General features: G+C 48.9%; 11 protein-coding genes. 6 read left to right on the top strand and 5 right to left on the bottom strand.

Features of this window, described 5'->3' with window-relative positions; translation table 11 throughout:
* Positions 1-570: CZB domain-containing protein (locus MHN01_RS05085; RefSeq protein WP_239410324.1), on the top strand; the 570-nt coding region annotated here is incomplete at its 5' end.
* An 84-nt stretch (positions 571-654) separates the two neighbouring features.
* On the opposite strand, the gene MHN01_RS05080 is transcribed toward MHN01_RS05085, so the two are convergent.
* Positions 655-1266, bottom strand: coding sequence for a LysE family translocator (locus tag MHN01_RS05080; protein ID WP_239410323.1), 612 nt, complete (start codon positions 1264-1266; stop codon positions 655-657).
* A gap of 143 nt (positions 1267-1409) precedes the next feature.
* Here MHN01_RS05080 and MHN01_RS05075 point away from each other — a divergent pair, with 143 nt between their 5' ends.
* Both MHN01_RS05075 and MHN01_RS05070 read left to right on the top strand, forming a co-directional pair.
* Entirely contained in the window at positions 1410-2435 is a 1026-nt protein-coding gene (locus MHN01_RS05075) for a GlxA family transcriptional regulator (RefSeq protein ID WP_239410322.1), read from the top strand.
* 154 nt (positions 2436-2589) lie between these two features.
* The gene (locus MHN01_RS05070) at positions 2590-3459 is read left to right on the top strand and encodes a DMT family transporter (protein WP_239410321.1); all 870 of its coding nucleotides are present in this window, start codon (positions 2590-2592) and stop codon (positions 3457-3459) included.
* 49 nt (positions 3460-3508) lie between these two features.
* Here the strand turns inward: MHN01_RS05070 and MHN01_RS05065 are convergent, their stop codons facing one another.
* Both MHN01_RS05065 and MHN01_RS05060 read right to left on the bottom strand, forming a co-directional pair.
* Complete coding sequence (locus tag MHN01_RS05065) at positions 3509-4054, bottom strand: sugar O-acetyltransferase (protein ID WP_239410320.1); 546 nt, start codon at positions 4052-4054, stop codon at positions 3509-3511.
* A gap of 44 nt (positions 4055-4098) precedes the next feature.
* On the bottom strand, positions 4099-4821 hold the full coding sequence (locus MHN01_RS05060) for a GntR family transcriptional regulator (protein ID WP_239410319.1): 723 nt from the start codon (positions 4819-4821) through the stop codon (positions 4099-4101).
* Between the two features lie 253 nt (positions 4822-5074).
* On the opposite strand from MHN01_RS05060, the gene mngA reads away from it, so the two are divergent.
* The 3 genes from mngA to manA all read left to right on the top strand — a co-directional run bounded on the left by mngA (position 5075) and on the right by manA (position 11099).
* Complete coding sequence (gene mngA / locus MHN01_RS05055; protein WP_239410318.1) at positions 5075-7024, top strand: PTS 2-O-a-mannosyl-D-glycerate transporter subunit IIABC; 1950 nt, start codon at positions 5075-5077, stop codon at positions 7022-7024.
* A gap of 117 nt (positions 7025-7141) precedes the next feature.
* Positions 7142-9781 carry a mannosylglycerate hydrolase gene (gene mngB / locus MHN01_RS05050; RefSeq protein WP_239410317.1) on the top strand — a complete coding sequence of 880 codons (2640 nt, stop codon included), beginning with the start codon at positions 7142-7144 and terminating at the stop codon, positions 9779-9781.
* A 112-nt stretch (positions 9782-9893) separates the two neighbouring features.
* A complete protein-coding gene (manA, locus tag MHN01_RS05045; protein ID WP_239410316.1) occupies positions 9894-11099 on the top strand; it encodes a mannose-6-phosphate isomerase, class I in 1206 nt (401 codons plus the stop codon).
* Positions 11100-11156: 57 nt separating this feature from the next.
* Here the strand turns inward: manA and MHN01_RS05040 are convergent, their stop codons facing one another.
* Positions 11157-13589 (bottom strand): ATP-binding protein, encoded by a 2433-nt coding sequence (locus tag MHN01_RS05040; RefSeq protein WP_239410315.1) that lies wholly within the window; start codon positions 13587-13589, stop codon positions 11157-11159.
* Between the two features lie 172 nt (positions 13590-13761).
* Positions 13762-14985, bottom strand: a complete 1224-nt coding sequence (locus MHN01_RS05035; RefSeq protein ID WP_239410314.1) for a bifunctional alpha/beta hydrolase/OsmC family protein — start codon at positions 14983-14985, stop codon at positions 13762-13764.
* Positions 14986-15099: the final 114 nt, after the last annotated feature.

The raw sequence follows: 15099 nt of genomic DNA, 5'->3' as shown, positions 1-15099 counted from the left end.
GAAGTTCGTGCATTGTCAGGTACAACAGGCGCATCGGCGAAAGATGCGGATGTGTTCTTATCGAGCCTGACTCAGAGCTCCTCTCAGCTTGGTGATTTAAATCAAACCTTGTCTGGCCGGATAGATCAGGTCGCGGGTGATACCGCAGAGACCATGGATAACCTTGGTACGCAACTGGCACGAATTGGGGAGACACAGTCTGATCTTGAAGCCGCCAACTGGCGCTCTAAGCTTGAGCTGGCGATGATAGATGAGACCTTCCTGCGCAGTGATATCATAAAGTTTGTCAACAGCCCGGATCAGCCAGTGCCTCCTTCGGTCATATCATCCGAAGAATGCGGTATCGGTAAATGGTATTACTCGGACAATGTCCGCCAGGAGTTCAAAGGAAACCGCTTGTTTGTGTCGCTTGAAGTGCCGCACAAACGGGTACATGAACATGCCGAAGCCGCCGTCGAGCAGGCTACGCAAGGCAATGATAAAGCAGCCCGTGAGCAGATAGCGCTAATGGAAGAACAGTATCTTGTTGTTGAGCAGGTATTGTTGAAGTTGACAGGAGCATTGGATTAGAGGCTGGGATGGTAGTGCGGATAAGTGAGGTTCCTATTCCGTAAGTTCCGTATTTCACTTACCCGCACTTATTTCCAAATTGAGTTATTGCGTCAGAGGTAGGCTGGCGCCGAGCAGGGCAAAGATCCCGCCACATCCCTGGTTAAAACGCTTGCCGCTGCGTTCCAGCCATGGACGTATTTTGTAGGCAACGCGGGCAAGCAGATACTCAACCGTAAATTCAACGATAGCGAATGTTGCTGCCATGACGATAAACTGGGGCAGCAGGGGCTGCTCGGGGTTTATAAACTGGGGCAGGAAAGCGCCAAAAAATAACAACACCTTCGGGTTTGAAATTGCTGCAAGCCCCCCCTGCCTGAATAGGGCCATATGACTTTTTGTCGCTTTTCCCTCAATGGGAGCGAGACTGATTGGCGGCGAGCGCCAAAGTTGAAACCCGAGCCAGATCAGATATGCCCCGCCTAACCATTTAAATACGGTTAGCACTTCCACTGATGCCAGCAATACGGCTCCGATACCGAACATAGACAGTGCAATCAGCACAATAAAGCCAAGTACACCGCCACAGATTGTCGCCAGTGTTTTTCTGTGCCCGTACATTGCGCCATGGGTGAGTGCCAACAAACCGTTGGGGCCAGGAGCAAAGGACAAGCCGATAACGGCAACGAGATAAATTAACCAGGTTTCTACAGCCATAATTGCTCCTTTCTTTCACTCAGTAATCAAAAGTGATGCGCACAGTATAGGGTGGACAGTGCATAATAATTTGGTTCTATTTAGACGTTATAGGGTAATATTAAGACTGCGATCAAGGCTGCGATGTGACGAATGGACCCCCTATGACTGAATCTGACTTTTTGAAAAGCGAGACATTACCAGCAGGGACATCACCTGACGTACGCTTTTTGCTCTTGCCACTGCCTGAATTTAATATGCTGCCGTTTGGTGGCTTCCTCGATAAGTTACGTTTTTCGGCTGACGAAGAAGATCATAGTCGGCAACGTTATTGCTCTTGGGAAATCGTTGGTCTCGACAAGGATCCGGTAATATCGAGCAGCGGTGTGCCAGTGGTGGCACAGAGAACAGCCGATGAGGTTGCGCTGGAGGCTTACGATTATTTAGTGGTGTTCGGTGGACGTAGTGCCAGAAGTAGCCAGCAACTCACGGATATTTATGGCGGTATGTTACGTGAGGCTGCTGCCAAGGGCGTGGCATTGGTGAGTATCGATAATGCGTGCTTTCTGTTTGCGGCAGCCGGGTTGTTAAATGATCATAGTGTTGCGGTTCATTGGCGGCATATTCAGGAGTTTCGTACTGCCTATCCGAGAATTGCTGTTAAAACAGAACAGCTCTATTGCATTGACGGTAAACGGATTAGTTGTGCCGGCGGTAGTGCCGCGGTGGATTTGGCTGTCGAGTTGGTGGCACGTCACTGTGGTAGGGCCAAGGCATTAAAGGGGCTGGCTGATATGCTGGTGGACGAGGCACGTGGCCAGCTGCATCAGCTCAAATCTCTGGATGAAGATATACGGGCTAATAATACGGCCGGGCGGCATGTCGGACGAGCGATCAGTTTGATGCGCCAGTTACTGGCCGAGCCCAAGACGGTCGATGAACTGGCCGATATGCTGGCTATCAGCCGACGACAGCTCGACAGGTTGTTTAAACAAAGTTTGGGTCTGACGGCAAGAGAGTACTGGGCTGAAATGCGCCTGAAGCATGTCCACTGGCGGGTGATTAACTCTGATCATAGCTTGCAGCACTTGGCTGACGAAGTTGGGGTTCAGGATGTCAGTTATCTGTGCAAACTATTCCGTAAGCGTTACGGGATCAGCCCGAGCAAGTTGAGAAAGTCGAGTGCCTAGCTGTGATATGAGTTAACAATACGATTATCAAAAGCTGGTATTGTTGGGCGTTCTTACTACAGCTAAGCGTCTGTTATAAATCATAGTGCGAAGGCATTATCGAGCCTTTCGAGACGTTGGCTGCCGATACGGACTCAAGGATGCGAGGTGTTTGATGGCTGCTGTGTACTGGATGGTGGGAACCTTACTGTCTTTTTCTTTGATGGCCATTGGTGTCAGGGAGCTTGGTGATCGTATCTCGCCATTTGAGATGCTCTTTTTCCGTAGCCTGATCGGATTGGCGGTGATTGTATTTATTGTGTTTTATCACCGTCAGCAGAGGTTGCTGAAAACAGAGCGTGCAGCGTTGCAATTTGGCCGGAATCTTATGAACTTCCTCGGTCAGTATTGTTGGTTTCTCGGTATTACCTTGCTGCCGCTGGCTGAAGTGTTTGCGCTGGAGTTTACGGTTCCGCTGTGGACGCTGATGATTGCCTGCGTATTTCTGGGGGAGAAACTGACCAGGGTTAAGCTTGCCTCGCTTGGTCTGGGGCTGTTGGGAGTTATCGCTATTATTCAACCGACAACCGCGGTATTCAACCCGGCATCCTTAATTGTATTACTGGCCGCAGTCAGTTTTGCGGCTTCATATGTAGCGACCAAGTCGCTTTCTTTGACCGAGTCTCCGATAACTATCCTGTTTTACATGTCTCTTATCCAGTTACCGATTAGCCTGGTGTTGATGCTGCCTGATTGGCAGACCCCGCAAGGGGGCGAATGGCTGTACTTGCTCATCGTTGGACTCACCGGCTTATCTGCTCACTACTGCATTGCCAAGGCCATGCAGTACGCTGATGCCAGTGTGGTTGTGACACTCGATTTCCTGCGTCTGCCGCTGATTGCCGTGGTCGGTATGTTGTTCTACGGCGAAGCCGTTGAGCTGGCGGTTATGGCGGGTGGCTTGCTGATGGTTGTCGGTAACATTATCAATGTCAGGGCGAGCAATAAGCGAGTGAGCCTTGATAAGGCAGCGACAGAAAGCTAGATAATCAACTACGTCCGTGTAGTTGTTCTTCTTCAAACTCAATAACGGTTTAACAGAGCTGCTTGATGATTCGAGCCGGTGAGCCGCCTACCAGGGTATCAGGCGGAACGTCTTTGGTGACGGTCGAATTAGCGGCGATCACAGAGCGGGCACCGATGGTGACACCTTGGCAGATCACTACCTGGCCGCCGATCCATACGTCATCCTCAACCACAATAGGTTTGCAGGTAGTTTCCCAGCGGCGTCGGCTTTGATAGTCCAGTGAGTGGGTTGGGGTATAAAATTGGGCATTTGGACCGATGAGTACGTTGTCGCCAATATGGATTTCGGTGTTATCGAGCATGGTAACCCCCATATTGACGAAGGTATTGTGGCCGATATGGATTGTTTTACCGAATTCACACAAAAAGGGTGGCGTCACGATACTGCCTGCGCCGAAGGAGCCTAATAGTTGTTTCATCAAATCTTGCAGGGTATCGCCGGGATTATTGTTTATTTGTTGTTTCAGGGCCGCAGCATGGTTTCTGAGTGCGGTGATCTCCGGATCGAAACCGTCAAAGTCTTCGCCGTTTACCATTTTTTCGAATTCGGTCATCGTTTACCTTCGCTGGATATGAGGACTCTGTCTGTCATGATGCATTAGGCTCGCGCAGAGCGTTTGGCTATCAGGGTAAATTTGTAGTCTGTCGATTTGAAGAAGTTGCGACTGTACTCAAATACCGTTCCGTCGGCCAAATAACCCTTGGTGATCTTTTCTATGATTGGCTGATCTGCCGGGATCCCAAGTTGCCTAACGACTTCCTCGTTAGGCAATACTGGAATGATCTCCTGTTCGCTGCGATCGATCACCATCTTCTTTTTCCCTTCGATGTAGTCGTATTTGGATCCTTGCATGACTTCATAGGTCAAATCCGGAAACAGGGATAGCGGAAGCCAGGTTTCTTCAAGCGTGACAGGGTTATTGTCGATAAAGCGCACCCGCTTGACATAAAAAATACGTTCGTCGTCGGCGATTTCGAGTGCTTCAGCGATTGATATTGAAGGCGTCGTGATTTCAAAAGCCAGTACTTCACTGTGAGTTTTCACGTTGAGGTGACTGAGCTTCTCGTAGAAGCTGGTGTACTGATAAATATCGTAGTTGACCTTGCTTTCTTTGACGTAGGTGCCGCTGCCCTGAACACTTTCCAATACATCTTGTTCAATCAGCAGTTTCAAGGCCTGGCGAACGGTAACACGACTTACCGAGAACTCCTCCCGTAACTGCGCTTCGGTCGGCAGGGCATCTCCTGGCTTGTATTCACCGGATTGAATTTGTTCCCTTATTGCGTCAGCGATCTGACGGTACATAGGAAGGCGTGCCACATGTCTCTCCTAAAGTAAGGCAGGCTGCCTTACCACAACTTATAGTTAAGCAATGTGTTTATATTACCGCTAAAGCCGTTTTAAAGGAAGTTGTTCCATACAACATGGTTTAAATGGTAATACAACATTAATACCTATCTTATACATTGTGTGAATGGGATCACAGTAGCCTTCAAATTAATAGGTATTATATTTGTATTAATACAACTACAGGCGTTCCCACGCCATCTTGGAAGACGGTACTGAGGAAAATATGAAACTGACGACCCTGACTAACAAGGCGCTCATTTCGCTCCAGACAACGTTTGAGAGCAGAGAAGCTGCCATTTACGCGCTTGCTGAGAAACTGGATCAACAAGGCAAGCTCCATGACAAACAGGCTTATCTCGATGCGGTGTTTGCCCGAGAAGAGCAAGGCCCTACTGCACTTGGTGAAGGCTTGGCGGTTCCCCATGGCAAGACTGATGCCGTTAAGGAAGCCGGTTTTGCGGTAGCTACACTGAAACAAGACCTTAAATGGAAAGGGATCGACGAGGACGAAGATGAAGATGTTAATTTAGTCTTCCTGATTGCGATCCCTAACGCCGAGGCAGGCTCGACTCACATGCACCTGCTGACCGAGCTGACAACAACGCTGGTGGACGACGATATCCGCGAGGCGGTACTGAAAGCCAGCTCGGCAGAAGAAGTGATGGCATTGCTAGACAGCAATGAAGAAGCATCTCAGCAAGATGTTGATGATACAAATAACAATACAAATTCAGAGCGACCAACCATTGTCTGTGTGACGGCCTGTCCTGCAGGTATTGCACACACCTATATGGCGGCTGAATACCTTGAAAAAGCAGGGAAAAAACTGGGCATTAATGTTCATGTCGAAAAACAGGGAGCCAACGGTATTGAAGGCCGTCTGACTGCCGAACAGTTGAACAAGGCTGATGCCTGTGTCTTTGCCGCAGAAGTGGCAATTAAAGAAGTTGAACGATTCAACGGTATCCCGCGCGTCGAAACACCGGTGGCTGAACCGATTCGTCATGCCGAGCGGATTTTGAATGATGCGATGGAGGCGGCGAAGAATGGCTCGACGGAAGAGCGTGTTGCCGCAACCAGCGACAAGCCTAAAAAGCTGCCGCTCAAAACTGAACTGAAACAAGCATTGCTCAGCGGTATATCCTTTGCTGTTCCTCTTATAGTTGCCGGTGGTACTGTGCTGGCTGTTGCAGTTCTTATTGCTCAGATGTTTGACTTGCAAGAGCTTTATGCAACAGAAAACTCCTGGTTGTGGATGTACCGTAAGCTAGGCGGTGGCCTGCTGGGTACCCTGATGGTACCAGTACTTGCAGCCTATACGGCGTATTCACTTGCCGATAAACCGGCATTAGGCCCGGGCTTTGCTGCCGGTATTGCTGCCAACCTCATTGGGTCGGGTTTTCTTGGCGGTGTCGTCGGTGGTTTGATTGCCGGTTACCTGATGCGCTGGGTGAAAGAGAATATTCGTCTGAGCCCTGCTTTCAACGGTTTCCTGACTTTCTACCTCTACCCGGTTATCGGTACCCTGGTCGCAGGAAGCCTGATGCTGTTTGTGGTGGGCAAGCCTGTTGCTTTCCTCAACCAGGGACTGACTGATTGGCTGAACGGTCTTTCTGGTTCCAATGCCTTGTTGCTGGGTGCGGTAATTGGTTGTTTTGTCTCTTTTGACCTGGGTGGTCCGGTCAACAAAGCGGCTTACGCATTCTGCCTGGGGGCAATGGCAAACGGCGTATATGGCCCTTATGCCATCTTCGGCTCGGTGAAAATGGTATCAGCCTTTACGGTGACAGCTTCAACCATGATGGCACCGCGTCTGTTCAAAGACTTTGAAATCGAAACAGGTAAATCGACCTGGCTACTTGGCCTTGCCGGCATCACCGAAGGGGCAATCCCGATGGCGATTGAAGATCCTATCCGTGTTATTGGTTCGTTCCTTGCCGGTTCGATTGTAACGGGTGCCATTGTCGGTGCCGCGGGTATCGGTCTGTCAACGCCGGGAGCCGGTATCTTCTCTATGTTCCTACTTCACGATGCGGGTATTGGTAGCTTCATGGCTGCGGGTATCTGGTTCGGCGCGGCGATCATTGGTGCTGCTATCTCGACCATTTTGCTAGTGAGCTGGCGAGCACATGCGACAAAAAAGGGTACCTTTAAAGTGACCGCTGAAGCGTAATTTCTAAAGTTCCAAGTTAAAACAACACTATTTATGTCACATCGCTGACAACACCCCACTAGCCGGGTGCGGCTTTCTGCACCCGGCAAAGCAAGAAAACTAATCAGGTACATTATTATGGCAACATCTCGCGTTCATATTACTCCGCACATGCACTGGGATCGTGAATGGTATTTCACAACAGAAGAATCGCGAATTCTGTTGATGAACAACATGGAAGAAATTATGACTCGTCTGGAATCGGATCCAGACTACAAATTCTATGTACTTGATGGACAAACTGCAGTACTTGAAGATTATTTCGCGATTAAACCACAAAATGAAGAGCGTGTTCGTAAGCTGGTTCAGGCCGGTAAGCTGATTATTGGCCCGTGGTATTCACAGACAGATACCATGCAGGTGTCGGGTGAGTCCATCGTTCGTAACATGATGTATGGTATCCGCGACTGCCTGCGTTTTGGTGAGCCGATGAAGATTGGCTACCTTCCGGATTCATTCTCGATGAGCTCGCAGCTTCCTATGATTTATAACGGCTTTGGGATTGACCGTGCAATGTTCTGGCGTGGCTGCTCTGAGCGCCATGGTACCGACAAGACTGAATTCCTCTGGCAGAGCAATGACGGCAGTGAAGTAACAGCCCAGGTACTGCCGCTGGGTTATGCGATTGGTAAATATCTGCCGCAAGATGAAGAAGGGTTGCGCGCGCGCCTGGATAAATACTTCCCGGTGCTTGAAAAGCCGTCGGTAACCAAGGACATCCTGCTACCTAACGGCCACGATCAGATGCCTATTCAGCAGGATATCTTCGAGGTAATGGACAAGCTCCGTGAAATCTATCCTGATCGTGAGTTTCACATGAGTCGCTACGAGGAAGTCTTCGAGCGTATCGAGGCATTGCGTGACGAGCTTGATGTGGTGAAGGGTGAGTTCAACGACGGTAAATACATGCGTGTTCACCGTACCATCTCTTCAACCCGTATGGATATCAAACTGATCCATGCTGAAATCGAAAACAAGATCGTGAACATTCTGGAACCGCTGGCCGCCATTGCCTGGACATTTGGTTTCGAATATCACCACGGCCTGATTGAGAAAATGTGGAAAGAAAGCATGAAGAACCACGCTCACGACAGTATCGGCTGTTGCTGTAGCGACAAGGTGCATGCCGAGATCCTGAACCGCTACATTCTTGCTGACGATATGGCTGAAAACCTGATTCAATTCTACAAGCGCAAGATTGTTGATCATATGCCTGCCAAAGAAGGCTGCGACAAGTTGGCGTTCTTTAATTTGTCACCGTATGCCCGGGAAGAAGTGGTGAATACCACCATCCGTATTCGTGCCCAAGAGTTCTCGATCAGCGATGAAAATGGCAACCCGGTTGAATACTACATCTGTGACCAGCGTGAAATCGACCCGGGTCAGGTAGACCGCCAGATTGTGCATTACGGTAACTACGACCCGTTCATGGAATTCGATATTCAGCTGGCTGTTGCAGTACCGGCAATGGGCTTTACTACTTTGCATATCCAGGGCAAAGAAGCCGGCAATAAAGTAGTTGCCGAGCATAAAGAAGGCTTGCTGGAGAATGAGTTTTACACTGTAAAAGTCAATGCCAACGGCACACTGACTATCTTCGATAAGCAGGCCGGACAGAGCTACGATCAGGTACTGAAGCTGGAAGAAGGCTCGGATGACGGTGATGAGTACGATTACTCGCCGTCTCGCCAGGAGTGGTTGCTCTATTCAACCGATTTTGAAAACGATATTACGATTACGCATCAAGGATTCCAGAGCGTTGCAACTATTCGCTATCAAATGGCCCTGCCGGCAGATCTTGCGGAACGTGAAGCGAAACAGCAAAACGCCCGTATGGATGTCGAGTGTACGGTTACCCTGAAAGCCGGTAGCCGCCGGATCGATGTCGAGATGGCGCTGGACAACCAGGTTAATGATCACCGGGTAAGAGTGCTCATTCCGACGCCGTATGTCTCTGAGTCGGTTGTTGCCGATAACCAGTTTGGTTGTATTACCCGCCCGGTAGATGATCCGGAAATGGCGAACTGGGAAGCCGATGGCTGGAAAGAGGCGCCAGTACCGGTATGGCAGTTGATGAACTTTGCTGCGCTGGAAGATGGCAAGCAGGGCCTGGCAGTATTTACCAACGGGTTGCGTGAGTTTGAGGTTATTTCTTCCAAAGGTAATGAAGAAAAAGACACCATTGCACTAACGCTATTCCGCTCTGTCGGTGTGCTTGGCAAAGAAGAGTTGCTGCTTCGCCCGGGACGCCCGTCTGGCATCAAGGTTCCGACACCTGACTCGCAGATGCGCGGCAAGCTGACATGTCGCTTCGGTCTGTTTGGTTATCGCGGCAATCATATTTCTGCCAATGTGATGCAGCATGCCCGTGACTATGTCACACCGATCCACTGTTACAACAAAATCCCTTACAACGCGATGAAACTGAATGTCGGTGAACAGGATCTGCCGCTGACCTTCAGCCTGCTAGAGAAAGACATCAAGGGTGCGGTGCTAAGTGTATTGAAAAAAGCCGAGGATGAAGATGCTCTCATCATGCGTGTCTATAACCCGTCTGAAACGGAAAAAGTAAAAGATGCGGTTCGATTCAACCGCCCTGTGACTGAGTGGTTCGAAACCCGTATGGACGAGGTCGCATTGGAAAAACAGTCTCTAACTGCTGAACAGTTTGGAGACCTTGGCCCATGCCAGGCTAAGACATTCCGTGTTCGTTTCTAGTTGGCTGTTATCCGTGATTTGCCGGGCAGAGATGTCCGGCCGTTTTTTGAAAAGACTTCATTGAATCACGGCTTTTGACAATAAAAGCACAGGTTCAGACAGGAAAATCCGTATGATTTATAAATTGGATAATATCATTCAAAATTATCCTTGGGGCAGTACTACCGCGATGAATGCCTTGTTTGGGATAAGTAACCCTGATAGCTTGCCGCAGGCCGAACTGTGGATGGGCGCACACCCGAATGGCTGTTCAAAGATAGTCAATAACGGCAGTTCCCAGTTGCTTTCTGAGTGGATCGAGGCATCGCCGGAGCAGGTACTGGGTCGTTATACCTGTGATAAATTCGGTGAGCTGCCATACCTGATGAAGGTATTGTCGGCCGATAAGCCGCTATCAATCCAGGTTCATCCGAAAAAATCCAAAGCGGTAGAGGGATTTGAGCGTGAAAATCAGGCTGGGATCCCGCTAAGTGCGCCGGAGCGTAACTACAAAGATCCTAATCATAAGCCTGAGCTGGTCTACGCCCTGACGAACTATAAGGCCATGAATGGTTTTCGGGTGATCAGCGAAATCATTGAGCTTTTTGAGCAATCTGGCTGTAGTGTCTTTCGCCCCCATGTACAGGCGTTAAATGCCTGTCAGACACCGGCGCAACTGGCGGTATTTTTCCGTACGGTTATTGCTTTGGATGGTGATGAAAAGTTAAAAGCGATTGCCCAACTGATGGATAACATCGAGCAAAAAGGCAAGGGAGAGGTAGGGAAAGAAGCATTTGCGATGGTTGCTGAATTTTCCAAGGACTATCCTGATGATGTCGGTTTGTTCGCGCCTCTTATGCTGAATGTGATTGAGCTGGAAGCCGGTGAGGCGATGTTCCTGCATGCCGAAACGCCACACGCATATGTTAAAGGTACGGGTATTGAGATCATGGCCAATTCAGACAATGTCTTGCGCGCAGGATTGACGCCTAAGCATATCGATGTCGATGAGCTATTGGACAATACCCGCTTTGAGTCGATCCCACACCAGCATTTGAGGTTGAGGCCCAAAACGAAAGGGCACAGGCAGGTTTATCCTATACCTGTCGATGATTTTAAGTTTGAGGTGCTCACCTTGAGTGATGGGTCTTTGCAGGAGACTGGGTGCCAAGAGTTCGTGTGCAGTGCCGAAATCATCATGTGTCTGGAAGGCGAGATGACACTAAGTACCAAAGGCGCTGAGATCTTATTGGCGAAGGGGGAGTCAGCGATCATTGCCGACAGTGCCGGGTCTTATCGTTACTCGGGTTACGGTAAAGCGGTGCGTGCCTTTAACTAAAATAAATAATACTAGGCCAGACAGCCCTGGCCTAGTTCAGTCATGTTTTCTTAACCCCTAATATTCATCTACCAGGCCCACTTGCTTTTCCAGCTTTTCAATAAGGACTTCGCGCTTAAAGGGTTTCGGCAGATAATCATCCATTCCGCAATCGAAGCACTTTTGAATATCGTCATCCAGAATAGAGGCGGTTAACGCAACAATGTGTGTGCGAGGGTAGCCGTTGTCATTTTCGAATTGGCGAATGGATCGGGTGGCATCGAAACCATTGAGAACAGGCATCATACAGTCCATCAGCACGAGGCCGATAGCTTCGTGATGAAGCTCATAGCATTCAATCGCTTCCTGTCCGTTATTTGCCAGAGTGTAATCGAGCCCAATCTTCTTCAAGTTGATACAGGCAACTTGTTGGTTAACTTTGTTGTCTTCGACAATGAGGACTTTCTTTCTAAGCGTTTGCGGGGCCGTTGGGGGGCTAGCTGGCTCTGGTAAGTCATGATTCACGGCTGTTGTCAGTGCTTTTTTGAGTCGGGTACCAAACAACGGGGCAGTAACAAATGCTGTGGTGTTATTTGTGGCGTTGATAATGTCACTGCTGATAGTTTCCGTATTGCGTCGAATATAAATAATAGGGTATTGAGAGTAGTTACTCTCAACGTCTTGTAACATTTCGAAATTATCAACAAGGATCAAGCCGACTTGCTGTAATGACGCAGATATGGTCGAGGCGCGTTGAACGATTGTGACATGATGACCGAAGCGCTGAACTTCATCGACCAGCAGCGTATTGGTCGTCTTGGTGAAATAAACAATATCAATTGGCTCATCGGTTGATAGCTGTTGTTCATCATTATTGAACTTAACGTCGAAATAGAACTGACTTCCCTGACCCTTATTTGAGATAAGTTGGATTTTCCCCCCCATGAGCTCAACCATCTTAGCTGAAATGGCTAGGCCAAGGCCTGTTCCGCCATATTGAGCTGACGTGTTTGCATTTTCCTGCTTAAACTCATCGAATATATGTTGTTGTTTATCCTTGTCGATACCAATTCCGGTATCGGCGACAGAAAAGTAGACCGTCGTGGATAGATTCGTCTGCGTCACCAGTTTAGCCGAGAATGTGATAGAGCCCTTTTCGGTGAATTTAATTGCATTTGAAGCAAGATTCATGATGACCTGACGGAGCTTTTGCTCGTCGGCTTTGATGTAGTTAGGCAGCGATGGGTCAAGTTCGATATGAATATCGATATTCTTTTGCTGTGCCTTGGGCGCAATCAGGGCCGCAGTATCGAATAGGATCTCTTTAACTGCGCAGGTATGCGGACAGATTTCAAGGTGGCCGGATTCAATTTTGGAGAGATCCAAAATATCATTGATAAGCATCAGCAGCGTTTGTGAAGAGGCATTAATTGTTGATAGGTAGTCCTTCTGGATGGCCGTGAGACGGGAGTCTGACAAGATTTCGGTCATCCCTAAAATACCATTGAGCGGTGTTCTGATTTCATGTGACATGTTGGCCAGGAAGGCACTCTTGGCCTTGTTAGCCTGTTTCTCGTGTTCACGGGCATTGATGAGTTGGTTTTCCAGTTTGCCCGTTTGATGAACCACATAGAGCAGAACGGCAATGATAGACAGGCACAAGACAACACCGGCAAGGAGCTTGATGAGTTCGAAATAGCTTAGCTTCTCGGCAATCTTTTGCGGAACTACAGAAAACAGCGCATTGAGTTTGTCCTCGAGTATATGAATGGTATTTCTTAACTCACCATGCCTGCCCTGGTTGTGATCGTAGCCAAATTCCTTAAAGGCGCGCTGAAGGGCATAGAAATCAAGACTAAATTGATTAAATGCGTTACTCAGTGAAGTAGAGTTGGGTGTTTGGGCGATTTCACTACTGATTTGAATCAGTGTTGAATCAATTTCTCGAAGTACATCTGCCTCGAAGCCTGAGAAAAACTGATACATCAAATCCTGCGTAGTAAGTGTCAGCTCATCTAACCGTTTATTCCTCGATGCGTTGACCTCCTTTTCCAGGCTGAGGGTGCTGTCTTTGAGCTCGTCGATTAAACCTGGTTTCTCGCCGTTTCCTCGGATTAGAACAAGCATATCAGCAAGGGTGGTGAACGTTTGGTAGTAGGTATTGACTGAATCCAGGGTAATTTGGGGATCGTAGTCAGCTGCCAGCTCGTTGGCCTGAATCGTGTTATGGATATCATTGAGGGTGATGACGATATGCTCATAAGCAGCTGTCATTTTTTCCTGGTATTGCGAGTCCACTCTTGCAATAAAATCTTTTTCATGTCGGCGCATCATCAGCATGTCATTGGATGCGTTAAGAATTTTAATTTCCAGAGAGATAAGTTGCGCTCGTTTATTGTTAAGTGTTCGCTCGGCATAGAAGAAAGTGCCGAGAAACAGCACGATGATGAGAGCACCATAGCTGAGCAGTTGTTTTATCGAGCGGGTTTGATTGTACTGAGGTGTCTGCATCGAAATCCATTTCCTTCCTGAACTGAGTACGGTAGTTAAGCTACCGTTACAATCAACACATTGATTTTTATTGTAGTTCTATCATAGAACTGTCATCGAATGCAGTATGTTAAACCGGTTGCATTGTGAAGAAAACAACCGGGGACGTCGCTGTAGGTAATGATAAGTGCCATTACTCCTTCAAAATCGTTTTCACTTCTAGTTCATTGTGCAGGGTACGGTGCACCGGGCAACGGTCGGCAATTTCCAGTAATCGCTGCTGTTGCTGCTCGGTGAGCGTCCCTTTGAGTGTGACGTAGCGGGAGAGCACTTCAATTTGGCTGTCTTTGACGTCACACTCTTCGCAGTCCTTCGCGTGCTGTCGGCTATGGTTGAGCTCAACGGTGACATCTTCGAGCGGGATTTGTTTTCGGTTGGCGTACATCCGAATGGTCATCGAGGTACAGGCACCCAATGCGGCTAACAAGTGCTCATAGGGATCAGGGCCAAGATCGCTGCCGCCGACGGATGTGGGCTCGTCGGCCAGCCATACGTGGCTGTCTGACAAGACTGTTCGGGTAAACTGATGATTCTTTTCTGCAATTAATACATGACCTTTGCTGAGCGGGTTATCTTGTCGGCCGATTGCATCTGCAGCAGTGACATAGCGTGATGACCAGGTAGCAATTGTCGATGCCACATATTCTGCATCGGCCGCGTTGGTAAGCAGGTGATCGGCACCATCGAGGCTAACAAAGCTCTTGGGGTGTTTGGCCGCCTGATAGATCTTTTCTGCTTCTTTGATAGAGACGGTTTGGTCGACGGGTGAGTGGAAGATGAGCAGTGCCTTTCTGAGTTTGGCTATCTTATCCGGCTGGTTATGCTCAGCCAGATCATCCAGAAACTGTTTTTTGATGGTAAAGGGGCGGCCAGCCAGATTGACCTCCGCGACCCCTTGCTTCTCGATGGTATCAACCTGACAGGCAAACTGCTTGGTGACATGTTGAGGATCGGCGGGAGCGCCAATGGTTACTACGCCACTGGCCTCGGGAATGGATTCGGTGGCGGCCAGCACGGTAGCTCCTCCCAGGCTGTGGCCTATCAGCAGGGCAGGCGCGCGGTAATGTTCACGCAGATAGTTCGCTGCATGGACAAGATCGGCGATATTGGACGAGAAGTTGGTATTGGCAAAGTCACCGTCACTGCTGCCGAGCCCTGTAAAGTCAAACCGAAAAACGGCAAAGCCATTCGCCGTCAGGGATCGTGCAATACGGGATGCCGATACAACGTCTTTGCCACAGGTGAAACAGTGGGCGAACAGGGCAAAGGTGTGGGGATTGCTATTTGGCAGCTCCAGTAATCCGGCGATGGATTGACCGTCGCAGCCAGTAAACTCCAGTTTGATACGTTTGGGCATAATGTTGACTCTTTGATGGGCGGGATATGAGTCAATCATAGACTACGTGATTTAGGCTTTACCGCTGATCAGCCGTCATATTTTTCTGACGATAAAAGCGCATCCATTTCGGGC

Source organism: Photobacterium sp. OFAV2-7, assembly GCF_022347985.1.
Lineage (GTDB): Bacteria > Pseudomonadota > Gammaproteobacteria > Enterobacterales > Vibrionaceae > Photobacterium.
This window is presented reverse-complemented; position numbering and strand designations above follow the sequence as displayed.